Origin of the sequence: Sphingomonas sp., from assembly GCF_030145815.1 — a bacterium.
GTDB lineage: Bacteria > Pseudomonadota > Alphaproteobacteria > Sphingomonadales > Sphingomonadaceae > Sphingomonas.
Genome location: NZ_JAIXHL010000001.1, coordinates 253,996 through 276,782 on the forward strand (window position 1 = coordinate 253,996; position 22,787 = coordinate 276,782).

Genomic DNA, 22,787 nt, shown 5'->3' on the forward strand with positions numbered 1-22,787 from the left:
AAAGCGGTATCGCACCGACAAAGGAGATCGCCGATGTTCCTCGCCGCCGCCCTGCTGCTGCAAGCCACCCCGCAATGCACCGCAACCGATACGGCGCTGCCCGCCAATCTGTCGGGTTGGACTGCTCCCGCTGACGGGTTCGGGGTCAACAAGGCGGTGATGCTGGACGCGGGCGATGTCGCGAAGCTGCCCAGTTTTCCTGCGGAGGTAAAGCCGGGCGGTGCAGTGATGATCGGCTTTCGGATCAAGACCGCGGGGCGCTACGGCATCGCGCTCGACCAGCGTGGCTGGGTCGACGTGGTGCTGAGTGTTGCCGGCGGCGAGGCGCTAAAATCGACCGTCCATGGCCATGGTCCGGATTGTTCGTCGATCCGCAAGATCGTGCGCTTCGACCTCCAGCCCGGAATCTACCGGCTTTATGTCACCGGGTTGGCGACGCCCTCCGTCAAAGTGATGCTCGTCGCGCCTTAGAGCTTGACGGCAAGGCCGAGTGTCAGGGCATGCTCCATCCGGTCCGGCGCGGTGCGGTTGAAGCGATATTGGTTGAGGTAGCCGACTGCCGCGTCAACCTTGCCGGTCAGCGGAAAGCCGATCTCGACGAAATTGCGCATCCGCTCATGCCCGGCGCGTTGGCCGAAATCGGTGGTGTTGAGGTTGAAATAGCTTTCATGCCCCAGCTCCAGATCGACCGTGTCGCTTAGCGGCAGGGTGTAGCTGATCTCGGGGCGGACGCGGTGGCCGACATCGTCGCCATCGCTGCGAAACCGTTGTTCGAGCCGGATGCGACCGCTGAGCGCGCCCTTGCCCAGGGTGAGATCCGGGAAACCCAGTTCCTGTCGCGGGCGCCACTCTGTGTTGTCGACGCGACCGTCCTCGACCGCAACGACGCGGTTCAGGCCGCCGGTCAGCTTGAAGCCACCGCCGATATCGACGCCGATCTTGGCGACATACTGGCTTTCATACAGGCCACCGTCGGCATTCCCCAGCCGCTGATTGGTCTCGAGCTCAAGGTCGACGCCATCCGACAAAGCGGTTTCCGCCGAGAGCTTGATCCACAGCTGCTCGTCCTCGACCTGCGCGTGGGCAGCGGGGGTGGCGGCGGCGAAGAGCAATGCGCAGGCCAGGAATCGCAACGTCGTCGTCTCCAAAGGGTGCCGCAGCGCGATGCGGCGCGTATAAGCGCCCCGATTCGACGCCGCAGCGCCCGTAGCACAGGCGCCCGTGAATTGGCGTCATCAAAACGTCATATGCGCGCAAAGGAATTGTCATGAAGTTTTTCGCCGACACCGCCGACACCAACGATATTCGCGAGCTGGCGGATGCCGGGCTGCTCGATGGCGTGACCACCAACCCGTCGCTGATCCACAAGGCGGGGCGCAACTTCCTGGAGGTCGTCGCTGAGATTTGCGAGATCGTGGACGGCCCGGTGTCGGCCGAGGTCGTCGCGCTCGATTATGACGGGATGATGCGCGAGGCGGAGATCGTGCGGAAGATCGCCGACAATGTCGCGGTCAAGCTGCCGCTGACGATCGAGGGGCTGAAGGCATGCAAGGCGCTGACCAGCGACGGGACGATGGTCAATGTGACTTTGTGCTTCTCGGCGAATCAGGCGTTGCTCGCCGCGAAGGCCGGGGCGACCTTCATTTCGCCGTTCGTCGGGCGGCATGACGATATCGGGTTCGACGGGATGGACCTGATCGGCGACATCCGCCTGATCTACGATAACTATGCGTTCGAGACCGAGATCCTGGTCGCCAGCGTGCGCCACCCGATCCACATCCTTGAGGCCGCCAAGCTGGGCGCCGATGTGATGACCGCGCCGCCGACGGTGATCCGCCAGCTGGTCAAGCATCCGCTGACCGACAAGGGGATCGAGGGCTTTCTGTCCGACTGGGCCAAGACGGGACAGACGATCGCCTGATTGCGACCGCGTGAGTTGAAAAAGGGCCGCCCCGGGATGCCGGGGCGGCCCTTCTTCGTTGGCGTCACTCGGCGAGGAATGCTTTCACCTCCGCCGCGAAGCGCTGAGGCTGGTCGAGCATGATGAAGTGGTAGCTGTCGGGGACCGCGACCAGCTTGGCCGGGGTGCCGGCATAAGCGGGTTCCCACACGGCCCTGGCCTGCGCCTCGCCCATTCCGGCGGCGTAGAGGATGGTGAAGGCCTTGGCCGTGACCTTGCCCAGTTCCGGGCCGATATCGGTGACGATATCCTCGTACAGTGCCTGGGCGACGGCGCGCTGGTCGGCCTTGAGGCCCCAATTGGCGACCTTGATCCGGCCCTCGGGGGTGTTTGACCAGATGCCACCGGGGTCGCTGGTGACGACGGGCATCGTCTTCATCCGATCGGCTCCCGCGACGGTCATGGCGCGGAGCTGCTCGGCGCGCGGCGCGATGCTCGCCGGAGTGGCGGCGGGGTCGAACAACCTGCCGAAGAACGGCAATGTGTCCACGACCAGCAAGCGACCGACGCGGCCGGGGTGGCGGGCGGCGAGCATCATGCCGATCAGCCCGCCATAGCTGTGGCCGATCACGGCGGGCCGCTTGGCACCGCGCTTGGCGGCATCGGCGAGGATGTCGGCGATGATGCCGTCAGTCATGCCGGACTTGCCATTGTCGCCCAGCGCATCACCGCCAAAGCCGTTGACCTGGACCAGCAGCACCTGTCGCTCCTTCGCCAGATCCGGGGCGATGCCGTCCCACACGTCGCGGGGGCTGGACAGGCCGGGAATGAGATAGACCGGCTCGCGGCCTTTCTTCGCTTCGCCAAGGGCGACGATGGAAATATGTGCCATCCGCTGTTCGGCGGAGGCGGCTTGTGGCGCGGTCTGTGCGGTGCTGGCTGCGGGAGCAGCGGCGACGGCGATCAGGGCTGCCGTGAAGAAACGAATGATCATGTCGAGACTCCTCGAAATCGAAATTGGAGTATTTTAGCGGCAGGAACGCGCGGCCTGTGCCGCTTCGTCGGCGATGCGATCGGCGATTGCGACGTCGATCGGACCCAGAAGTGCGCCGTCGCCCAGACCGTGGCCCTTGTCCGGATGGATGGTGATGCGGGCATTGTTCCCCAGCGCGGCGCGGAGCGGCGGTTCCTGAAGGTGCGGGGCAGTCTGTGAATCGACCGTGCCCCAGTGCAGGAACACCGGCACCTTCCACCGCGCCAGCATGGTCGCCGGGCTGGCAGCATCGGTGAACCAGCTCTTCCACCAGCTCGCTTTTGCCATCGGCGTGTCGGCATTCGGATAAGGGGCATCGTCGGCAAGGTTGAGGGCGGCGGTCTTGTGCAGACCATAGGCTGTAGCCTGTGCCCCGCGCACGGCCGCGATCTGCTCCGGCGTCCAGGCCTGGCCGTCCGGCGGCAGCAGCGGGGTGATGGTCCCGGCGAAGGAGGAGGGCGTCTGCTTCCAGCGCGCCTCCACCTCTGACTTGGTGACGCGGCCGTCCCCGTCGGCGTCCATTTGTTCGAGCGAATAGGCGTCGCGGCCGCTGATCTGCCAGCGCACCGTTTCGAGTGGCGAGATGCCGACTGCGCCGAGCCCGATGACTGCGAGCGGTGCCGGTGCGCCGCTTTCCGCCAGCCGGGCGATGTGCAGCGTGCCTTCCGAATGGCCGAGCAGGATCACGCAGCGCGCGCCCAGTCCCTGCTTTGCCAAGGCCCAGCGATAGACGGCGTTGAGGTCGTCGCGCTGGCTCTGTGTAGTGGACGAGCCGGAGACCGGCTTGTCGAGCAACTCGGCGCCGGACTTGCCGAAATTGACCCCGCGGCGGTCGTAGCGGACTGCGGCAAGCCCGCGGGCCGTGAAACGCATCGCCAGATCCTTGAACAGCCGGTCCCGCTCGGTCCCGGAGGCGCCGAAACGCACATCGCGGTCGAACAGGCCGGTGCCGGCGGACATCACCACTGCGACACGCGGTTTGCCGCCGCTGGGCAGGTCGGCCTGGCCGTGGATGCTGGTGCCGTCGGTGGACTGCACGGTGAATTCCTGGACAATCGGTTCTTGAGCGCCGACGCTGGCGAGCAGGGTGGCGGCGAGCAGAATTGCCTTGGCCATGGCTCAATCCTCCTTCGAGGGATTGGTGAATATGTCTTCGATCGTCAGGCCGAACAGGTCGGCGATCTTGAAGGCCAGTGGCAGCGAGGGGTCGTAGCGGCCGGTTTCGATCGCATTGACGCTCTGTCGGGACACTTCGAGGCGCTCGGCTAGGTCCTGCTGACTCCATTCGCGTTCGGCGCGGAGGACGCGGAGGCGGTTCTTCATGCGTCGTCCTCCGACTTGCGGTTGCGCAGGGCGGAGACGCACTGGCTGACGCCCCAGATGCCGCACCAGATCGGAAAGCCCAGCATCGTCGGGAAATGCGGGACTGCGCCGCCGAACTCGAGGAAGCCCCAGATGCTCATGATCGCCAGCAGGCCGCCCAGGCCGATCATCATGTGGCGGACGATCTGCGCCCGGAGATATTCGTCGGTCTCTTCAACAACATAGAGGCCGAGGACGGCGATGATGCCGACCAGTGGCAGGGCCGGCAGGACCGAGAGCAGGCCGAGCAGCGCGCCGGTGGGCTGGCTGTCGCGGATCACCCAGGTCGTGATGAACAGCGTGGCGACATAGACCGCGATCAGCGGCATGAACCGGGCGATGTAGCGCCGACCGGCGGGGGTGGTGTTGCGCATTGGAAAGCTCCCTTGTTCAAATGACAAGTGAGCTTTACGCCGATTCGCTGCGAAGTGTCAACCGAGCTTTACAAAAAGATTGCCTACCTTTCCAAATCGTCGAGGATGCTTTGCGCGATCTGGCTGAGCGTGTCGTCCCTTGCCCCCATGATGACGATGCGATCACCGGGCCTCGCGATCGCGGCGAGGTGGGCGGCGGCGGCGGCGCGGTCGGGGATGTGGCGGGCGTCGCGGCCGGTGGCGGCGATGTCGGCGATGATGTCGGCGCTGGTCACTTCACGCGCGACGGTGCCGCCCTGATAGACCGGATCGGGGAGGATCAACTGGTCGTCGGCGCCCAGTTTTTCGGCGAACATCGCGACGAGTTCGCGGCGCATCACCTTGAGCGGCCCGTAGCCGTGCGGCTGGAACAGCGCGAGGACGCGACCGGGAAAGGCGTGGAGCGTGTCGAGCGTCGCGCCGATCTTCTCGGGGTTGTGCCCGAAATCGTCGATCACCGCGACGCCGTTGGCGGTGCCGACCAGCTCGAAGCGGCGGCGCAGGCCGGTGAAGCCCTGGATCGCATCGCATACGGCGTCGGGGTCGAGTCCGGCGGCGATGCATGCGCCGATCGCGGCGAGGGCGTTGGCGACATTGTGGGTGCCGGGGACCGAGAGGCGGATGCGGCGGGTGGTGCCGTCCATCGTCAGGTCGAAGCTGATCGCAAAGGGCTCGGGTGAGAGATTGCGGGCGGACAGGTCGGCGGCGGCATCGACCGCGAAGGTCCGGGTGCGGGCCGGGTCGAGCGCCTTGGCCAGCGCCGCGCTTTCGGTATCGCCGATGTTGACGATGGTGGTGCGCGCCTTTCCGGCGAAATCGCCGAATAGAGCGCGCAATTCCTCGAGGCTCTTGTGGTCGAGGCTGACATTGTTGAGCACCGCGACGTGCGGGGTGTAGAGCGCGATCGATCCGTCGCTCTCGTCCACCTCGCTGACATAGAGGTCGCCGCCGCCGACCAGGGCGCTGGCGAACGGTGCCTCGGGCCGGACGAAATTCTTCATCACCGCGCCGTTCATCACCGTTGGATCGCGGTCGAGGCTGTGCAGGATCCACGCGATCATGCCAGTGACGGTCGACTTGCCGCTGGTCCCGGCGACGCCGATCGACAGCGGGGCGGCGTTGAACAGCTTTGCGTTCAATTCGGCGCGGGTCATGCGCGGGCAGCCGAGCTTGGCCGCCTGAACCATGTCGGGGACGGTGTCCTCCACTGCGGCGGAGGCGATCACGACCTGATCGGGCGAAGTGATACCGCTGCCGTCCTGAGCGAACAGGTCGATGCCGAGCGAGCGCAGCGCGTCGAACTTGGCGGGGAGGCGGCCGGAATCGAGGCTGCGGTCCGAGCCGGCGACGCTCGCGCCCTGGCCAGCGAGGATCATCGCGAGCGGCATCATGCCGCTGCCGCCGATCCCGACGAAGAAATGGGGTTTGCCGTTGTGCATTGTCACAGGCTATCGCGGGTTCGGAGACAGGGGGCAAGCATGTCCCACGTCCGCTCGCCCTGAGCTTGTCGAAGGGCCGTTCTTCTTCGACGGATCGAGCAGAAAGAACGGTGCTTCGACAAGCTCAGCATGAGCGTGAACAAGCGAGGGAAGCTATGCGGATCGGCGTCGTCGCACCGGCACGGACAGTCAGCGCGGAATCGGCGGCGCGGATGCAGGCGTTCATGGCGCTGTATTGGCCGGCGCACGAGATCGTGTTCCATCCGCAATGCTTCTTGACCGAGGGGCATTTCGCCGGGCCGGACGAGGTTCGCGCGGCGGCGTTTCTGGAATTCGCCAATGACGCAGGCTTCGACGCGATCTGGTTCGCGCGGGGTGGATACGGCTCCAACCGCATCCTCGATGTCGCGATGCCGCAGCTGGGGGCGGCGGCGAAGACCAAGACCTATGTCGGTTACTCCGACATGGGGTTCATGCTGGGTGCGCTCTATGCGCGGCGGATCGGGCGGCAGGCGCATGGATCGATGGCGAGCGCCATGGGGGTCAACGACAAGGGCACCGACGCGGGCTGGGTGCTGAGCTGGCTGATCGACGGCAAGCGCGACGGGCTGGAGCCGACGCTGGACGGGCGCCCGGCGGCGGCGTTCAACCTGTCGATCCTGGCGGCGATGATCGGCACGCCGTGGCTGCCCGACCTGACCGACCATGTCCTGCATATCGAGGAGGTCGGCGAACCGATGTACCGGATCGACCGGATGCTGTTCCAGATGGCGCATGCCACCCAGTTGCAGGGCATCGCTGGAGTGCGGCTGGGCGCGGTGACCGACATGGTCGATAATGACGTGCCGTTCGGCGAATCGCTGGAACAGGTCATCATCCGCTGGTGCCGCGAGATGGGGGTGCCGTATCTGGGGCGGTCGGGCATCGGGCATATCGCGCTCAACCGGGTGGTGCCGTTCGGGGTGATTTGAGGTCGGGGCTGACAGCTGCCGGACGAAGCGGACAAGAATAAGCGTGTTTCGGGGTGAAGCGACCGCGAGGGGACGGGTTCGCGCCGGGTGGGCGACTGTGACGCGACAGCTGGGCGACGGGCTGACACCAGCGGCGCGACTTTGGCGCGCCGGGTAGGCGACTGCGATACGACCGGTTCGCGACCGCGACGCGACACCGGGGCGACGGGTGCGCGACCGTGGAGCGTCGCGTTTTAGGCGGGTGTTTTCGGGCGGGGTGCGCATCGACCAGTTTATGCGCTTTTTGGGGGTTTGTAGGAAAGGGAGTTCGGCGGCGAGGCCAAACCTTCCGTCGCCCCGGCCTTAAGCCGGGGGCTAGCTGCCTTGGCCGGTCGAAGAAGCCGGGCCCCGGGTCAAGCCCGGGGCGACGATAAGGGATCGGTAAACCTGCTGAGCCTCGACCGCCGCGCTTGTGGCGGGGTGCGCCCCGGCATGGGGACCGTGGTGACCATGGGGCTGTGATCGCGCTCAGGGTTTGAAGAAGCCGAAGCAGAAGAAGACCCTCCCCAACCCCTCCCGCAAGCGGGAGGGGCTAGCGATTAGTCGCAGAGTATGTCCGTTGGCTCGCCCAGCGCTGCGACCAGCGCCTTCAATTGCCGGTAGTCCGCGTTGAGGGTTGCATTGTCCGGTGGTTCGAGCGCCTTCGAGCCAGACGCCTCGACGCCATTGCAGCAGAAACAGACCGAAACCGTGCCGATCTGTTTGCCGCGCGCATCATAATAGCGGAAGAAATGGTGCGGGATGAAGCACATCATATCGTATTCGGGCGCGGCGGTGATCTTCAGGCTATCTTCGAACGCCTTGCGTTGCGCGGCGTTGAGTCGGACGCCGTTGCGCTTGTTGAGGATTGGCTTGTTGTCCTTGGTGTAGCTGACCTCGACGAACAGACGGACTTCGGTTGCGCCGGGGAAGGGGTTGGTGACGCGGCGATCCTTGAACGGCTGAACGATCGAGGCGGTCGCATTTGCCTGTTCCGGTTGGGCGAGCGTGTCGACCTTGCGCTCGCAGCCGGCGATCGCGAGCGCGGCGGCGAGGAGCGGGAGGATGCGGGCTGTGCTCACGCTTCCCGCCCCACGCGCACCAATGTGCCGTCGGGGTCGCTGACGGCGAATTCGTACATGCCCCAAGGCTTCAAATGTGGCGCGCCGGGTTCGATGATCTGGTCGCGGACGCGGTTGGCGATGGCGTCGACGTCTTCGGCGTAGAGGTAGAGGCTGAAGGGGTTTTCGGGGGCTTGGGGCGTGGTGGGTTCGTGGCGCAAATGGAGGTGCCAGCCCTTGCCGTCGCTGAGCATGCGGTAATGGCCCCAGTCGCTGTCGAGGATGAGGCCGAGGCGCTGGTAGAATTCGGTGCTGGCGGCGAGGTCGCGGCAGGGGAGGATGGTGACGATGTGGTGGTCGGACATGGGTGAAGGGTAGCGTGGGGGCGGGGGAAGAAGAAGGGTGATTCACGCGAAGGCGCTAAGGCGCGAAGAAGGGTGTTCACGCGGAGGCGCGGAGGCGCGGAGATGTTGTCTTGCTTTGCGGCGTCAGCCGCTCTTCTCGGCGTTGCGTCTGTTGGCGGCGGTTGGAATGGAAGGCCGCTGGCGCGGCAAGCGATCCGTCTCTGCGCCTCCGCGCCTCCGCGTGAACAAATCTTCTTCTTCTTCTTCTTCTCTTCGCGTCTTCGCGTGAACAACTCAAAATCAGCCCGGCCCCGGCTCAAGGCCGGGGCGACGAAGGGGGACTAGCGATGCGGAGCTGCTTGCCCTATCTGCGTCGCATGGCCGTTCGTTTCGCCAGCACTACCACCACTACTCCCGCCGCGGCGGGAGGGTTTGGCGTGCGCGGCTAGAGCCGCACCGCCGCCCTCTTGCCCGGGATCGGGTGAGATGGCGCTGCTCCCCTACGATCCTGCCTCTTTTCTAGCGTCGCCGTGGCGTGCATAGGCACGTCAAACATGCAGGACTGATATGGCGCAGCTTCTTTCGATCACGCTTCCCGATGGCTCCGTGCGGCAGGTCGTGCCGGGGACTACGCCTGGCGACATTGCCGCTGCGATCGGCCCGGGGCTGGCCAAGGCGGCGATTGCCGCGCGGGTCGATGGTGAGCTTCGCGATATCAACCGGCCGCTGGAGGCGGATGCGAACCTTGCGCTGGTGACGGCGCGGGACGAGGCGGATGCGCTGGAGCTGGCGCGGCATGACTTTGCGCACATTCTGGCCGAAGCGGTGCAGGAACTGTTCCCAGGGACGCAGATTACCTTTGGCCCGGCGACCGATGACGGGTTTTACTATGACGTGATGGCTCCGGCGCCGCGTGCGCCCTTCTCGATGGAGGATCTGCCCGCGATCGAGGAGAAGATGCGCGAGATCATTCGCGCCGACAAGCCGCTGCGCCGTGAGGTGTGGAGCCGGCAGGCGCTGATCGACCGCTGGACTGCGCAGGGCGAGCGCTTCAAGGCGGAATGGGCGAAGGAACTGCCCGAGGGCGAGGAACTGACGGTCTATTGGTCGGGCGACGACTGGCTGGACATGTGCCGCGGGCCGCATCTGGCATCGACCGGGAAGCTCGATCCGCAGGCGTTCAAGCTGATGCGCGTTGCGGGAGCCTATTGGCGCGGCGACCAGAAGAATGCGCAGCTGACGCGCATCTATGGCACGGGCTGGCTCAACAAGAAGCAGCTCGACGCGCATCTTCACAAGCTGGAGGAAGCGGCCAAGCGCGACCATCGCAAGCTGGGCGCGGAGATGGACCTGTTCCACCTGCAGCAGGAAGCGCATGGCAGTGTGTTCTGGCACCCCAAGGGATACATGGTGTGGCGTCAGCTCGAGGCGTATATGCGCCGCGCGATCGACGCGGCGGGCTATCGCGAGGTCAAGACGCCGCAGGTGATGGACGCGCGCCAGTGGGAGCAGTCGGGCCATTGGGGCAAGTATCGCGAGAATATGTTCGTGATCCCCGACGAAGTGCCGAACGTCGACGATGAAGGCCCGGTGATCAGCGGCGAGGCCGACTGGATGGCGCTCAAGCCGATGAACTGCCCGGCGCATGTGCTGATTTTCCGGCAGGGGCTGAAGAGCTATCGCGAGCTGCCGCTGCGGCTGTACGAGAATGGCTGTTGCCACCGCAACGAGCCGCATGGCGCGCTGCACGGGCTGATGCGGGTGCGGCAGTTCACGCAGGACGACGCGCATATCTTTTGCCGCGAGGACCAGATCGTCGCCGAGGTGCAGGCGTTCTGCGAGCTGGCGGATCGGGTGTATCGCGATTTCGGCTTTACCTATTCGATCAAGCTGGCGCTGCGCCCGGAGAAGCGCTTCGGGTCGGATGCCGACTGGGACAAGGCGGAGAATGAGCTGCGCGACGCGGTGGTGCGCGCGGGGCTGGCGACCGAAGAATATGGCTGGGAAGAACTGCCGGGCGAGGGGGCCTTCTATGCGCCGAAGCTGGAATGGCATCTGACCGACGCGATCGGGCGGACGTGGCAGGTCGGCACGATCCAGTCCGACCGCGTGCTGCCCGAGCGGCTGGATGCATCGTACGTTGGCGAGGATGGCGAGCGGCACCGGCCGGTGATGCTGCACCGCGCGATCTTTGGGTCGTATGAGCGGTTCATCGGTATCTTGATCGAGCATTTCGCCGGGCGGCTGCCGGTGTGGCTGGCGCCGGTGCAGGCGGTGGTGGCGACGATCGTGTCGGATGCCGACGACTATGCGAAGGATGCGGTGGCGAAGCTGAAAGCGGCGGGCATCCGCGTCGAGAGCGATCTGCGCAACGAGAAGATCAACTACAAGGTGCGCGAGCATTCGCTGGCCAAGGTTCCGTATTTGCTCGTGGTCGGCAAGCGCGAGGCGGAGGAGGGGACGGTCGCCGTCCGCACGCTGGGCAGCGAGGGGCAGAAGGTGATGAGCCTCGATGATGCCATCGCGATGCTTGCGGATGCGGCGCTGGCACCCGATATGAAGGCGTAACTCGCGCGCCACAGCGTGTGGCTTTTTCGTCAGGATCGCGCGGCGGGGCTACCCGTCCGCGCGTTCATGCGTTATCGTAAGTCGTCGAAATTATAACAGGAGCTGTTCCTATACGTCCCCCCATGTCCCGGCGCGGTTTCGCGCCCCCGGTGCCGACCGGCCCGCGCTTCAACGAATTCATCCAGTCGCCCAAGGTTCGCGTGATCGACCATGAAGGCGAGAATCTGGGCGTGATGTTCACGCGTGAGGCGATGGAACAGGCGCAGGCACTGGGTCTCGACCTGGTCGAAGTGTCCCCGAACGCGGACCCGCCGGTCGCCAAATATCTCGATGTCGGCAAGTACAAGTACGAGGCGCAGAAAAAGGCGAACCTCGCGCGCAAGTCGCAAAAGACGCAGGAGATCAAGGAGATCAAGATGCGTCCGAACATCGACGACCATGACTATGAGACCAAGATGAAGGCGGTCCACAAGTTCATCGGCGAGGGCGACAAGGTGAAGATCACGCTGCGCTTTCGCGGTCGTGAGCTGAGCCATGGGCAGCTGGGCATGAATTTGCTCAAGCGCGTGCAGGAAGACGCCGCCGAAGTGGCGAAGGTGGAAAGCTATCCGCGCATGGAAGGCCGCCAGATGCTGATGGTGCTGTCGCCCAAGTGAGGGCGGCGGCGCTTCTGCTGCTGGCGCTGGGCGTGCCGCTGCCGGCGGCTGCGCAGGTGGTGCACAGCCCCGCGATCACCGCCGGGACGGACGAACCGCTCGTCCGTCCGGCGGACGCGAAGCTGGTGTGGTCGGACGAGTTCGATGTCGACGGCCTGCCGGACCCGAAGCGCTGGGCCTATGACACGGCGCTCAACAAGCAGGGCTGGCATAACGAGGAAAAGCAATATTACGCCGCCGCGCGGCCGCAGAATGTGCGGGTCGAGAATGGTCGGCTGATCATCACGGCGACGCGGGAGCGGCTGTCCGACAAGCCCGATCATGGTGGGCAGGATTATGCGTCGGGCAAGATCTTCACCAAGGGGATTGCCGACTGGCGCTACGGCTTTTTCGAGATCCGCGCGAAGCTGCCGTGCGGGCGCGGTATCTGGCCCGCGATCTGGATGCTGGCGTCGGACGACAGCAAGGGCTGGCCCGCAATGGGCGAGATCGACATCATGGAGCATGTCGGCTGGGACAATGGCCGCGTCCATGGCACGGTGCATACCGGCGCGTACAACCATGTCGCGCAGACGCAAAAGGGCGCGCATGTCGTGCAGCCCGATGTGTGCGAGACGTTTCACACCTATCAGCTCGACTGGAACGAAGACCGTATCCTCGTGGGGATGAACGGGCGCGCCTATATGCGGTTCGAGAATGACAAGAAGGGTGATCCGCAGACCTGGCCGTTCGGAACGCCCGAATATCTGATCCTGAACGTCGCGGTCGGCGGCTGGGGCGGGCAGAAGGGGATCGATCCCAGGGCGTTCCCGGCGGCGATGGAAGTGGATTATGTGCGGGTGTGGCAGAGAAAATGATGCGGGTGTGGGCCTCGCGACTTGCGATCGCCACCATCGTATTCGCACTCGTCGTTGCCACGGGTTGGGTGGCGGTGATGGAAGTGTTTCTGTTTGCATTTCAACCGACACCGCTGGTTCAGTTCCTGTTGCCCGTGGTGCTGGCGCTGAGCTGGCTCGTAGGATGGCAAATTGTGTTGTCGCTCCGCCGGTGGGGCGCTTCTCCCACTGTGGTAGAAATGGACTCCTCTTTGTCGCCCCGGGCTTGACCCGGGGCGGGGCTTTTCTTCTCAACGTTAAAAAGAAGAAGCCTTGGCCCGGCTCAAGGTGGGGTGGCGCGGTTCAATCCTCCCCCGCCAGGGGGAGGTGTCAGCGTAGCTGACGGAGGGGGCGGAAGCACGACGGTCGAGAGGACGCAGCCGTCCTCCCCCTCCGTCGCCTTCGGCGCCACCTCCCCCTGGCGGGGGAGGGTTTTAGTCGCCGCCACCACCGTCCCCGCCGCCGCTGCCCGAGTCGCTGTCGCTGTCAGTGCGGTCGCGGTCGCCGGTGTCGCTGGCGTAGGTCGTGCCGCCGTCGCCGCTGTCCTTCTTGCGCTTCGCCGTCTTCGCCGCATTGAGCGAGATGAACACCGTCATCAGCGCAATCGCCACCGCGCCGAGGGCGATCCACACGGCGGTCATGCCGGCGGCTCCCACAGTTCGATGGCGTTGCCTTCGGGATCATGGATGCGTGCGAATTTGCCGACTTCCGGCGAATCCCATTCGGGTTTGGTGATGATGTCGATGCCGGCGGCGTTGAGCTGTTCGAGCATCCCTTCGAGGTCGCGAACGCGCAGGTTGATCATGAATTGCTTGTCGTCGGCGAAATAGTCGGTGGTCGCCTTGAACGGCGCGAACACCATCGGGCCGCCTTGCGTGTGCCAGGTCCACTCATTGACCTCGCCCCCGCTATCCTCGGCGACGCAGCCCGCGCCGACGCCGAGATATTCGCGATACCATGCGGTGAGCGCGTCCGGGTCCTTTGCCCGGAAGAACAGCCCGCCCATGCCGAGTACGCCCATGTCATGTCCCCCGTGGTGGTGGGGGGAGTGTAGGGCGGCGTCTGCGATGGCGGAAGCACTCAAATCCTCCCCAGAACGGGGAGGTAGCAGCGCGTAGCGCTGACGGAGGGGGCCCGAGGCGAGCGATTCCGGTGCCTCGGGCCCCCTCCACCATGCTGCGCATGGTCCCCCTCCCCGTTCCGGGGAGGATTTACGCCGCGCTCGCGAACTCGCCCAGCCCGGTCGCGGCATCCAGCAACCGGCGTTCGAGTGACTTCAACCGCAGCACCGCGGTGATCTTGTCGCCGGTCAGATCGGTCACATAGAAGGTATCGACTGCGCGCTCGCCATAGGTGGCGACGTGTGCGCTGTGGATCGTGACCTTTGACTGGAACAGCGCGTAGGCGAGATGGTGGAGCAGCGCCGGGCGGTCGCGCGCCTGCACCTCGATCACGGTGAAGCGGTTCGATGCCTTGTTGTCGATCAGCACATTGGGTTCGATCGTGAAGGCGTCGGCGCGCAGGCGGGGGAGCGGCTTGGCGGCGAGGCGTTCGGTGAGCTTGGCGCGGTTGGCCAGCGCCTCGGCAATGCCGGTTTCGATGCGGGCGAGCTGGCCGGGATCGTCGAACGGGCGGCCGAGCGGGTCCTGCACCAGGAAATTGTCGAGCGCCATGCCGTCGCGCGTGGTGTGGATGCGCGCGTCGATGATGTTGCCGCCAGCGGCGTGGATCGCGCCGGCGATGCGGTAGAAGAGCCCTGCATGGTCGGCGGCATAGACGGTGACGAGCGTCGCGCCGCGATCGGGATAGACCGTCGCCTCGACCGAGAGCTGGGCGTTGCCGACGCGGGCGATGAAGCGGGCGTTGCGTTCGATCACATCCTCGGGCTCGGCGACCCAATAGGGGTCGGCGAGGCGGCGGACGAAATCGCCGACATCGGCGCCGAGGGCATCGCCCAGCGCCGCCTGTTTCGCGGCGATCCGTTCGCCGCGGCCCTTTTGCTTGTGGCCGAGGCGCAGGACTTCCTCGGCGCTGTCGAAGAGGTTGGTGAGCAGCTGGCGCTTCCAGCCGTTCCACACGCCGGGTCCGACCGCGCGGATATCGACCACGGTGAGGATCAGCAGCATCATCAGCCGCTGCGGCGATTGGACGACGGCGGTGAAGTCGAGGATCGTCTTGAAGTCCGACAGGTCGCGCTTGAACGCGGTGGCGGACATCAGCAGGTGATAGCGGACCAGCCACGATACCGTCTCGGTCTCCGCCGCGGTCAGGCCGAAGCGCGGGCAGAGCTTGAGCGCGATCTCGGCACCGATCACGCTATGGTCGCCGCCGCGGCCCTTGGCGATGTCGTGCAGCAGGACCGAGACATAGAGCGCGCGGCGCGAGGCGACCTGATCGAGGATGCCGCTGGCGAGGGGGTGATCCTCCTTGAGGTCGCCCTTTTCGATGCGGTTGAGCAAGCCGACGGCGCGGATCGTGTGTTCGTCCACCGTGAAGTGGTGGTACATGTCGAACTGCATCTGTGCGACGACACGGCCGAAGTCCGGCACGAACTGGCCGAACACCCCGGCCTCGTTCATCCAGCGCAGCACGGTTTCGGGATCGCGCGGGGACGTCAGCACGTCCATGAACAGCGCATTGGCGCGCGGATCGTCGCGCCAGTCGGCGATCAGCTTGGCATCGCGGTTGGCGGCGCGCATCGCGAGCGGGTGGACTTCGAGGCCGTGCAGGTCGGCGAGCTGGAACAGTTCGACCAGCCGGACGGGATCCTCGCGGAAGAAATCGTCGCTGGGGAGCGCGAGGCGGCCGCGATCGAGGACGAAGCCCTTGAGCTTGCGGGGGCTCCGGCGGATGCGGGGGAGGCCGAAGCGGCTGCCGCGCGCGGCGAACTTCTCATCCAGATGCGCGAGGAAGACGCCGGTCAGGTCGCCGACCATCTTCGCCTGGAGGAAGTAGAAGTGCATGAAGCGCTCGACCTTCGACTTGCCCGGGCGGTCGGCGTAGCGCATCCGTTCGGCGATTTCGCGCTGATAGTCGAAGGTCAGGCGGTCCTCGCCGCGCCCGGCAAGATTGTGGAGGTGGCAGCGCACCGCCCAGAGAAAGTTCTCGGCGCGGCGGAACTGGCGATATTCGAGCTTGGTGAGCAGACCGACCTCGACCAGATCGGCGGGTTCGCGCACGCCATGGGCGTATTTGCCGATCCAGAAGAGGGTGTGGAGGTCGCGCAGGCCGCCCTTGCCCTCCTTGACGTTGGGTTCGACGACATAGCGGCTGTCGCCCATCTTGCGGTGGCGTTCGTCCCGCTCGGCGAGCTTTTGCGCGATGAAGTCGCGCGCGCTGCCATTCTGGATCTCGGCCTTGAAGCGGGCCGCCGCCTCGTCATAGAGCGCGGTATCGCCCCAGATATAGCGTGCCTCGAGCAAGGCGGTGCGCACGGTGATATCGCCGCGTGCCTCCCGCACCATTTCGTCGAGCGAGCGCGAGCTGTGGCCGACCTTCAGCCCCATGTCCCAGAGCGAATAGAGCATCGATTCGATGACCTGCTCGCTCCACCCGGTCTGTTTCCAGGGGGTGATGAAGCCGATATCGACGTCGCTGTGCGGCGCCATCTCGCCGCGCCCATAACCGCCGACCGCGATCAGCGTCATGCGTTCGGCGGTGCTGGGATTGCTGTTGGGATAGAGGCGGGTGAGGGTGAAGTCCCACAGGGTGCGTAGCAGCTGATCCATCAGGAACGCGCCGCTCGCCGCGCTTTCATGCCCCTTGGCGGGGTGGTCCAGCAGGCGGCGGGCGATTTCGGCGCGACCGTCCTCCAGCGCTTGCTTGAGCCGGAGCGCGGCGGCCTGACGCAGCCGCATCGTATCGGGCGCATCGAGCGCGGCGAGATCGTCCGCCAGCGCCCGCCGGTCAACGATCGCGCGGCGGTGGGGGATGGAGTCAAAGCGGCCGGACATGAGGGGGAGATAGGGGAGATGTGGGGCGGGCGCTAGGATGGTTTCAGGAGAGCGCGCGGGTCAGGATTCAAATCCGACCTGAGCGTCCACATACGTACACGCTACCGCTCCAGTGTGACGAGTTCGCCCCCGACAAGGGCCTTTCGGGGCGGCTCTCCGCGCAGGAAGGTGACGTCTTGCGACTCGCGCCTTCCCTGCCAGTCCACCCAACAGGTCAGCGTGCGCCGCTGCACGCGGCAGCCGTCGACGGTCACATCGTAGGTTCCGACATATCTGCGCGCGTTACGGATCAAAACAACGCCCTGCCGTCCATGCCGGGACACTGGATTGGTCCAGTCGTAGAAATACAGATCGTACCGGTTCTTCGGACTATGGATCGATCCGATCCAGCGGAACTGTCGCGGCGGCGGGTCGAGGGGGCGCCAGAACCCTTGGCTCCTCAGAAGCCGCTTCACGGCCTCGGGAGCCAAGGCCGGTTCTGCCGCCGCAGCCGGGGCCGCCAGCGCCATAAGAGCGATGGCGGCCACTATCCGGATCAATCCGGCTTCTTTGCTACACCCACCAGCGCCGGGCGGAGCAGGCGGTCGCGGATCATGTAGCCGGACTGGATTTCCTGGACGATCGTGCCGGGTTCGGCGTCGGCGCTGGGCATTTCCATCATCGCCTGGTGGCGGTTGGGGTCGAGCGCTTCGCCGAGCGCGCTGATCTTCGAGATGCCGTGGCGGGCGAAGACGCTGTCGAGCTCGCGCCCGGTCGCTTCGAGGCCGGTGATCAGCCCCTTCATCTTGTCGTCCTCGCGCAGCTCCTCCGGGATTGCGGCGAGCGCGCGGCCGAGATTGTCGGCGACCGACAGGATGTCGCGGGCAAAGCCGGTGGCGGCATAGTTGCGCGCGTCCTCCGCCTCCTTCTGCGCGCGGCGCAGCAGGTTCTGCGCCTCGGCGCGGGCGTAGAGGGTTGCGGACTTGGCTTCGGCGAGTTCCGCCTCGAGCGCGGCGACGCGGTCCTGTTCGGCCACTTCGGGGGCGGCCTCGGCGGTTTCCTGACGGAGGTCTTCGGTCGCTTCGGTCTTGGGTTCTTCGGTCATGGTTCCTGCGTGTTTTCTTATGGTTCAGGCCAGCAATCTGGCCAGGGTCGATGCCGTGAAATCCACCATGGGCACGACGCGCGCATAGTTCAACCGGGTCGGGCCGATAACCCCAACCACGCCGACCACGCGGCCGTCCATCGCGCGCACCGGCTTGGCGATGACGGAGGAGCCGGACAGGGCGAACAGCTTGTTCTCCGAGCCGATGAAGATGCGGGCCGCGTCGGCCTCACGCGCGCTGTCGAGCAGGCGGGCGATTTCCTCCTTGCCCTCCAACTCGTCGAGCAGGCGGGTGACGCGGTCGAGATCCTCGGCCAGCGCGGATTCGAGCAGGCGGCCCTGACCGCGCACGATCAGCACAGGGCGATCGTCGCCATCCTGCGACCAGACGGCGAGGCCGCGTTCGACCAACGCGCGCGCGGCATCGTCGAGGGCGGCGCGCTCGCTGGCGATCTGATTGGCGATGCGGGTGCGGGCCTGCGACAGCGTCAAGCCGCCGAGCGTGGCGGTGAGGTAGTTGGCGGCCTGTTCCAGCGTTGCCGGGGGCAGGCCGGGGGGCAGCTCGACCACGCGGTTTTCGACCGACCCGTCCTCACCCACCAGCACGGCAAGCGCGCGGTCGTTGCCGAGCGGCACGAAACCGAACTGGCGCAGCACGCGCTCCGCCTTGGGGACGAGGACCATGCCGGCGCAGGCGGAGAGGCCTGAGAGCGCGGCGGTGGTGCTGGCCAGCGCCTCCTCGACCGGGCCACGCGTTGCGGCGCGCGATTCGATCGCGGCGCGTTCCTCCGCCGAGGGTTCGTTGGCCTGCATCATGCCATCGACGAACAGGCGCAGGCCGAGTTCGGTCGGCATGCGCCCCGCGCTGGTATGGGGCGCGGCGAGCAGGCCGAGCTCCTCGAGGTCCTGCATGACGTTGCGGATCGAGGCGGGGGAGAGGTTGAGGCCCGGCGCGCGCGAGATGGTGCGCGAGCCGACCGGCTGGCCGGCGTCGAGATAGGATTCGACGACGACGCGGAAGATGTCGCGGGCGCGGTCGGTCAGCTCGGTGATCGGCGGGGTGGTCATTCGGTCGCAATCTAATGTCGTCGCGCCAGAATTACACGTTCGTCGTCCCTGCGAAAGCGGGGAGGGGGTGCTGAAGATCATCCTCCCCCTGGCGGGGGAGGATATAGGAGGCCGCGCCAACGCTAGGGCCGCTCCCCGATCAGCGGGGCGAGGGCGGGGATCAGGTCGGGGGCGTTGCCGATGGCGTCGGCCATGGCGCGGTTGGTCTCCATGTCGCAGCCGAAATAAAAGGAGAGGCTGCTGTTGCCCGTCGGGCCGGTCCAGCTGATCTCGGCGCTGGGCATATCCGTGGCGGCGCGTTCGCAGCCCTTTTCGCCATGCGCGTAACGGCGGCTGGTGCCGGGCTTGGGGCGGTAGGGGGCGAGCGCGGTGGCGAAGCGGTCGAACTGGGCGCGCGTGAGTTTGAAGGACTTGGTGCCGCCGGTCTGGGTGAAGCGCTTCCCCTCGAAGCTGCCGTCGCCGTTGGCCTGGACGGTGAAGGCGTAGACCGGGCAGGCGCCGAAGCAGGGGCCGGTGCTGTAGCTGATCTGGGTCACTGCGGCGGCGGGGGGCGGGGTCTCCGGCGCGTGCGTGCGTGCGCAGCCTGCCACTGCCAGACCGAGCGCCGCGATTAATCCAAGCCGTTTCATGCCATTTCTCCGACGGAGCGAAGCGCAAGACTGGCGCGTTGGTTCCCGTGCGTCTAGGTCCGCAGCGAAACGAACCTTGGAGACTATTCTATGCGCCCCAGCGGCCGCGCCCCCGATCAGATGCGTGCGATCAGCATCGAACCGAACTTCACCATCCATGCCGAGGGTTCGGTGCTGGTGAGCTTTGGCAATACCAAGGTGCTGGTGACCGCGAGCGTCGAAGAGCGGTTGCCGCCATGGCTGCGCGGCAAGGGCGAGGGCTGGGTCACGGCCGAATATGGCATGCTGCCCCGCGCGACGCATACCCGTGGCAATCGCGAAGCGGCGAAGGGCAAGCAGTCGGGGCGGACGCAGGAGATCCAGCGGCTGATCGGGCGATCCTTGCGCGCGGTGACCGACCTTAAGGCGCTGGGCGAGCGGCAGATCACGCTGGATTGCGACGTGATCCAGGCCGATGGCGGCACGCGCACGGCGGCGATCAGCGGGGCGTGGGTCGCGCTGCGGCTGGCGGTCGACAAGCTGATCGCGCAGGGCAAGCTGACCGGCGATCCGATCCTGCAGCAGGTCGCGGCGGTGTCGTGCGGCATCTATCAGGGCAATCCGGTGCTCGACCTCGACTATGACGAGGACAGCGCGGCGGATGCGGATGCGAACTTCGTGCTGCTGGCGGACGGCAAGATCGCCGAGGCGCAGGCGACCGCCGAGGGCGCGACCTATGACGAGGAAGGGCTGCTGCGGCTGCTGCGCCTCGCCCGGATCGGCTGCGGCGAGATTTTCGCGGCTCAGTTGAAGGCCGTGGGACGGTGAGCGGGGAAGGCGACGTCCCGCAGGCGATCCGCAAGCTCCAGCCGGGCAAGCTGGTCATCGCCAGCCATAATGAGGGCAAGGTGCGCGAGATTCGCGACCTGCTCGCCCCCTATGGCATCGAACCGATCAGCGCGGCGTCGCTGGACCTGCCCGAGCCGGAGGAGACCGGCACGACCTTCGTCGCCAATGCCGAGCTGAAGGCGATGCAGGCGGCGGACCTGTCGGGGTTGCCCGCGCTGGCCGATGACAGCGGGCTGTGCGTCGAGGCGCTGGGCGGCGATCCGGGGATTTTCTCGGCGCGCTGGGGCATGGCCGATCCGGGGATTGATGGCATCGAGCCGGTGACCGGCGAGGGCCGCGATTTCGATCTGGCGATGCGGCGGGTGAACGCCAAGCTGGAGGCATTGCCCGAAGGGACGTCGCGCGCGGCGCATTTCGTGTGCGCGCTGGCGCTCGCCTGGCCTGATGGGCATGTCGAATGGTTCGAAGGGCGCGTCGATGGCACGCTGATCTGGCCGCCGCGCGGGGACAAGGGCTTTGGCTATGACCCGATGTTCGTGCCTGAAGGCCATGAGCGCAGCTTTGGCGAGATGAACCCGGCGGCGAAGCACGCGATGAGCCACCGCGCCGATGCCTTCGCGCAACTGGTGGCGGCGGTGTTTTAAACCACCAGGTCGCGCAGGACCGTGTCGAGCAGGAGGACGAGGGCGGCATCGGTGCGCGCCTCCTCGTCACGCGAGACGGTCAGCGTGCGGACCAGTTCGTCCTGATTCATGCGCCGGGCTAGGCCGATCGCGGTTTCATAGCTGACCCGTTCGGCCTGCTTTCCCTTGCGGAACGCGCCGACCAAAGCCGTGTCGCGCAGCGGGCCCGGGGCGATCGTGTCGGCGTCGCGCGCAGCATCGTCGAGGATCGCGCGCAGCCAGATATTGGGTGGACCCTCGACCTCGCCATCCAGGGCTGTGATTGCGGACGTCAGTCGCCCGGCTTGCGCCTGTGCGGCGCGCGCCTCTTCGGCGAGATAGGTGCCGATCCGGTAGGATGCGTTACGTTGCAACTCTGCCGACCGTTCGATCCATGCCAGTTCGGCATCATACAAATCCTGGAGCGCGACGATCAGTAACGCGCGTGGTGTATCGGTGTCAGCCATGGTCGCAGAACGTCTGACGGCCCTGTGCGGTCCCTAACAAAATCGGTCAAATGCTGGCGGGTGGGACCTGCGCACGATACGCAGGGGGCATGGCCACATTCGTCCATTTGACCAGCCATCGCAACCTGCCCGGCATCCGGCGCGGGGGGATCGCCTTCGTGAAGCGGGACGGATGGCGGCCCGACCGCATTTATGCGTTGCCGGTGACGCGGGAGTTCAACATCGCGCATCAATGGCTGCGCGAGTTGCGGCGGATGGGCGGGGGGACGATCGCGGGGGTCTATTTCCGCATCCCCGATGACGAGATGGTCGAGGTGTCGCACTATAACGGCACCCCGGTGACGATGCGCGCAGCCGAGGCGGTTGCGCTGATGCTCGCCGCCGAGCAGCGCGACCCGGCTGCGGCCCGGGCGGCGGACAAGGCGTCGAAGGCAGTGCAGCGCGGGCGGGCGCTGCCGTCTTCGCCCGAGGGGTTTCAGGTGACGATTGCGCGTCCGATCGCGCGGAGCGAAATCCTGCGCTTCAAGATGCTGCCGCAGGTTACGGGCTGGCGCTACATGCCCGGCGCGAACGGGACGGCGCCGTGCGGGTGCGTGTGCTGCATGAAAGGCAGTTTCGGCGTCCGCAAGCTGGAGCGGCGGCTGGAGGCGGATGAGGCGGCGGGGCGGACGTCGAAAGTACAGATGTTCGGGCGCGAGGAGGCTTCGTTTGCGCGGGTGGCGCGGTTGAGGGCGCGGGCGGGGCGGGATTGAACTCCCCCGATCCGTTTGCCCTGAGCTTGTCGAAGGGCCGAAGCCACCGCTGTCTGGGATCGCCCTTCGACAAGCTCAGGGCAAACGGTGGTTGGATTGTCCCATCCCCGACCCCACTACGGCAACGCCACCTGTCCCATCACATTGCCTGCCGGGGAATAGCGGCAGACCAAAACATCCTCGCGCGCGTTGCTGGCGAGGGCGCAACCGACGCGGGTGGTGCGCGACCAGATGATCTGGGCATAGTGACCGGCATCGACGAAGCGACCGGTGGCGCTGATGTTCGGGATCGGGCGGTTGAGATAGTCGCGCTTCTCCGCGACCCAATGACCGGCCATTTCTTCGTAGCGATAGGCGCTTCGGGTGCCTTTCCAGAGATTTTCGCCCTGTGCCGCCGGGCCGCGCGGTTGTTTGGCGTGCTCGAACTTGCCGCTGCGGGCGAGGTCGCGGGCGTAGCTGGCGGCATCGCGGGCGAGGGCTTCGTCCCAGGTCAGCGGCGGCACCTTCACCGCGGCGCGGGCGGCGTTGTGCGCGTCGAGCATCGCGGTGCGGAGGCGTTCGGCGCCGCGCGGGGCGGGTTCGAGCGACTCGCGGCGCTCGACGAACTGCCTCGGCGCTTCGTTCTGCGGCGGCGCGCCCGGGGGCAAGCAGGCGGCGAGGAGCAGGAGGGGGAGGAGCAGCATCTTTCGGAAAACCTCGTTTCC

27 protein-coding genes are annotated in these 22,787 nt (G+C 66.2%); 10 read left to right on the forward strand and 17 right to left on the reverse strand.

Features of this window, described 5'->3' with window-relative positions:
• The first annotated feature begins 33 nt into the window (after positions 1 to 33).
• Positions 34 to 471, forward strand: a complete 438-nt coding sequence (locus tag KYX69_RS01245; protein ID WP_300492716.1) for a hypothetical protein — start codon at positions 34 to 36, stop codon at positions 469 to 471.
• On the opposite strand, the gene KYX69_RS01250 is transcribed toward KYX69_RS01245, so the two are convergent.
• Positions 468 to 1,133 carry a DUF2490 domain-containing protein gene (locus KYX69_RS01250; RefSeq protein ID WP_300492717.1) on the reverse strand — a complete coding sequence of 222 codons (666 nt, stop codon included), beginning with the start codon at positions 1,131 to 1,133 and terminating at the stop codon, positions 468 to 470. The genes KYX69_RS01245 and KYX69_RS01250 overlap by 4 nt on opposite strands.
• Before the next feature lie 134 nt (positions 1,134 to 1,267).
• Between KYX69_RS01250 and fsa the strand changes: the two genes are divergently transcribed.
• The gene (gene fsa, locus KYX69_RS01255; RefSeq protein WP_300492719.1) at positions 1,268 to 1,921 is read left to right on the forward strand and encodes a fructose-6-phosphate aldolase; all 654 of its coding nucleotides are present in this window, start codon (positions 1,268 to 1,270) and stop codon (positions 1,919 to 1,921) included.
• A 64-nt stretch (positions 1,922 to 1,985) separates the two neighbouring features.
• On the opposite strand, the gene KYX69_RS01260 is transcribed toward fsa, so the two are convergent.
• The 5 genes from KYX69_RS01260 to murC form a co-directional block, all read right to left on the reverse strand.
• Positions 1,986 to 2,894, reverse strand: a complete 909-nt coding sequence (locus KYX69_RS01260) for an alpha/beta hydrolase (protein ID WP_300492721.1) — start codon at positions 2,892 to 2,894, stop codon at positions 1,986 to 1,988.
• 33 nt (positions 2,895 to 2,927) lie between these two features.
• Positions 2,928 to 4,049 (reverse strand): alpha/beta hydrolase, encoded by a 1,122-nt coding sequence (locus KYX69_RS01265; RefSeq protein WP_300492723.1) that lies wholly within the window; start codon positions 4,047 to 4,049, stop codon positions 2,928 to 2,930.
• Positions 4,050 to 4,052: 3 nt separating this feature from the next.
• Positions 4,053 to 4,256, reverse strand: coding sequence for a helix-turn-helix transcriptional regulator (locus KYX69_RS01270; protein ID WP_300492724.1), 204 nt, complete (start codon positions 4,254 to 4,256; stop codon positions 4,053 to 4,055).
• Complete coding sequence (locus KYX69_RS01275) at positions 4,253 to 4,669, reverse strand: hypothetical protein (protein ID WP_300492726.1); 417 nt, start codon at positions 4,667 to 4,669, stop codon at positions 4,253 to 4,255. Before KYX69_RS01275 ends, KYX69_RS01270 begins: the two co-directional genes overlap by 4 nt.
• Before the next feature lie 83 nt (positions 4,670 to 4,752).
• Positions 4,753 to 6,147 (reverse strand): Mur ligase family protein, encoded by a 1,395-nt coding sequence (gene murC / locus KYX69_RS01280; protein WP_300492727.1) that lies wholly within the window; start codon positions 6,145 to 6,147, stop codon positions 4,753 to 4,755.
• 155 nt (positions 6,148 to 6,302) lie between these two features.
• On the opposite strand from murC, the gene KYX69_RS01285 reads away from it, so the two are divergent.
• A complete protein-coding gene (locus KYX69_RS01285; protein ID WP_300492728.1) occupies positions 6,303 to 7,118 on the forward strand; it encodes an LD-carboxypeptidase in 816 nt (271 codons plus the stop codon).
• Between the two features lie 578 nt (positions 7,119 to 7,696).
• On the opposite strand, the gene KYX69_RS01290 is transcribed toward KYX69_RS01285, so the two are convergent.
• Together KYX69_RS01290 and KYX69_RS01295 are read right to left on the reverse strand one after the other, a co-directional pair.
• A complete protein-coding gene (locus KYX69_RS01290) occupies positions 7,697 to 8,218 on the reverse strand; it encodes a hypothetical protein (RefSeq protein WP_300492729.1) in 522 nt (173 codons plus the stop codon).
• Entirely contained in the window at positions 8,215 to 8,562 is a 348-nt protein-coding gene (locus KYX69_RS01295) for a VOC family protein (RefSeq protein WP_300492730.1), read from the reverse strand. The genes KYX69_RS01290 and KYX69_RS01295 overlap by 4 nt, the downstream gene beginning before the upstream one ends.
• 546 nt (positions 8,563 to 9,108) lie before the next feature.
• Between KYX69_RS01295 and thrS the strand changes: the two genes are divergently transcribed.
• From thrS to KYX69_RS01315, 4 genes are all read left to right on the forward strand, one after another.
• Positions 9,109 to 11,109 carry a threonine--tRNA ligase gene (gene thrS / locus KYX69_RS01300; protein WP_300492732.1) on the forward strand — a complete coding sequence of 667 codons (2,001 nt, stop codon included), beginning with the start codon at positions 9,109 to 9,111 and terminating at the stop codon, positions 11,107 to 11,109.
• A gap of 122 nt (positions 11,110 to 11,231) precedes the next feature.
• Positions 11,232 to 11,765, forward strand: a complete 534-nt coding sequence (gene infC, locus KYX69_RS01305; protein ID WP_066659927.1) for a translation initiation factor IF-3 — start codon at positions 11,232 to 11,234, stop codon at positions 11,763 to 11,765.
• Positions 11,762 to 12,622 carry a glycoside hydrolase family 16 protein gene (locus KYX69_RS01310; RefSeq protein WP_300492735.1) on the forward strand — a complete coding sequence of 287 codons (861 nt, stop codon included), beginning with the start codon at positions 11,762 to 11,764 and terminating at the stop codon, positions 12,620 to 12,622. The genes infC and KYX69_RS01310 overlap by 4 nt, the downstream gene beginning before the upstream one ends.
• Complete coding sequence (locus tag KYX69_RS01315) at positions 12,622 to 12,870, forward strand: hypothetical protein (protein ID WP_300492737.1); 249 nt, start codon at positions 12,622 to 12,624, stop codon at positions 12,868 to 12,870. Before KYX69_RS01310 ends, KYX69_RS01315 begins: the two co-directional genes overlap by 1 nt.
• Before the next feature lie 204 nt (positions 12,871 to 13,074).
• Here the strand turns inward: KYX69_RS01315 and KYX69_RS01320 are convergent, their stop codons facing one another.
• From KYX69_RS01320 to KYX69_RS01350, 7 genes are all read right to left on the reverse strand, one after another.
• The gene (locus KYX69_RS01320; protein ID WP_300492738.1) at positions 13,075 to 13,281 is read right to left on the reverse strand and encodes a hypothetical protein; all 207 of its coding nucleotides are present in this window, start codon (positions 13,279 to 13,281) and stop codon (positions 13,075 to 13,077) included.
• Positions 13,278 to 13,661, reverse strand: a complete 384-nt coding sequence (locus KYX69_RS01325; protein WP_300492739.1) for a VOC family protein — start codon at positions 13,659 to 13,661, stop codon at positions 13,278 to 13,280. Before KYX69_RS01325 ends, KYX69_RS01320 begins: the two co-directional genes overlap by 4 nt.
• Before the next feature lie 190 nt (positions 13,662 to 13,851).
• Positions 13,852 to 16,593 (reverse strand): [protein-PII] uridylyltransferase, encoded by a 2,742-nt coding sequence (locus KYX69_RS01330; protein ID WP_300492741.1) that lies wholly within the window; start codon positions 16,591 to 16,593, stop codon positions 13,852 to 13,854.
• Positions 16,594 to 16,694: 101 nt separating this feature from the next.
• The gene (locus tag KYX69_RS01335; protein WP_300492742.1) at positions 16,695 to 17,120 is read right to left on the reverse strand and encodes a hypothetical protein; all 426 of its coding nucleotides are present in this window, start codon (positions 17,118 to 17,120) and stop codon (positions 16,695 to 16,697) included.
• 8 nt (positions 17,121 to 17,128) lie between these two features.
• Positions 17,129 to 17,677, reverse strand: coding sequence for a nucleotide exchange factor GrpE (gene grpE, locus KYX69_RS01340; protein WP_300492743.1), 549 nt, complete (start codon positions 17,675 to 17,677; stop codon positions 17,129 to 17,131).
• 24 nt (positions 17,678 to 17,701) lie between these two features.
• Entirely contained in the window at positions 17,702 to 18,745 is a 1,044-nt protein-coding gene (hrcA, locus tag KYX69_RS01345) for a heat-inducible transcriptional repressor HrcA (protein WP_300492745.1), read from the reverse strand.
• A 122-nt stretch (positions 18,746 to 18,867) separates the two neighbouring features.
• Positions 18,868 to 19,374 carry a DUF6438 domain-containing protein gene (locus KYX69_RS01350; protein WP_300492747.1) on the reverse strand — a complete coding sequence of 169 codons (507 nt, stop codon included), beginning with the start codon at positions 19,372 to 19,374 and terminating at the stop codon, positions 18,868 to 18,870.
• Between the two features lie 90 nt (positions 19,375 to 19,464).
• On the opposite strand from KYX69_RS01350, the gene rph reads away from it, so the two are divergent.
• A complete protein-coding gene (gene rph, locus KYX69_RS01355) occupies positions 19,465 to 20,181 on the forward strand; it encodes a ribonuclease PH (RefSeq protein WP_300492748.1) in 717 nt (238 codons plus the stop codon).
• The gene (rdgB, locus tag KYX69_RS01360) at positions 20,178 to 20,846 is read left to right on the forward strand and encodes an RdgB/HAM1 family non-canonical purine NTP pyrophosphatase (protein ID WP_300492750.1); all 669 of its coding nucleotides are present in this window, start codon (positions 20,178 to 20,180) and stop codon (positions 20,844 to 20,846) included. The genes rph and rdgB overlap by 4 nt, the downstream gene beginning before the upstream one ends.
• On the opposite strand, the gene KYX69_RS01365 is transcribed toward rdgB, so the two are convergent.
• A complete protein-coding gene (locus tag KYX69_RS01365; RefSeq protein WP_300492751.1) occupies positions 20,843 to 21,331 on the reverse strand; it encodes a DUF892 family protein in 489 nt (162 codons plus the stop codon). The two genes, rdgB and KYX69_RS01365, sit on opposite strands and share 4 nt — an antisense overlap.
• Before the next feature lie 89 nt (positions 21,332 to 21,420).
• On the opposite strand from KYX69_RS01365, the gene KYX69_RS01370 reads away from it, so the two are divergent.
• Entirely contained in the window at positions 21,421 to 22,083 is a 663-nt protein-coding gene (locus KYX69_RS01370; protein ID WP_300492753.1) for a hypothetical protein, read from the forward strand.
• Between the two features lie 116 nt (positions 22,084 to 22,199).
• Here KYX69_RS01370 and KYX69_RS01375 read toward each other — a convergent pair whose 3' ends face one another.
• On the reverse strand, positions 22,200 to 22,766 hold the full coding sequence (locus KYX69_RS01375; protein WP_300492755.1) for a CAP domain-containing protein: 567 nt from the start codon (positions 22,764 to 22,766) through the stop codon (positions 22,200 to 22,202).
• Positions 22,767 to 22,787 lie beyond the last annotated feature (21 nt).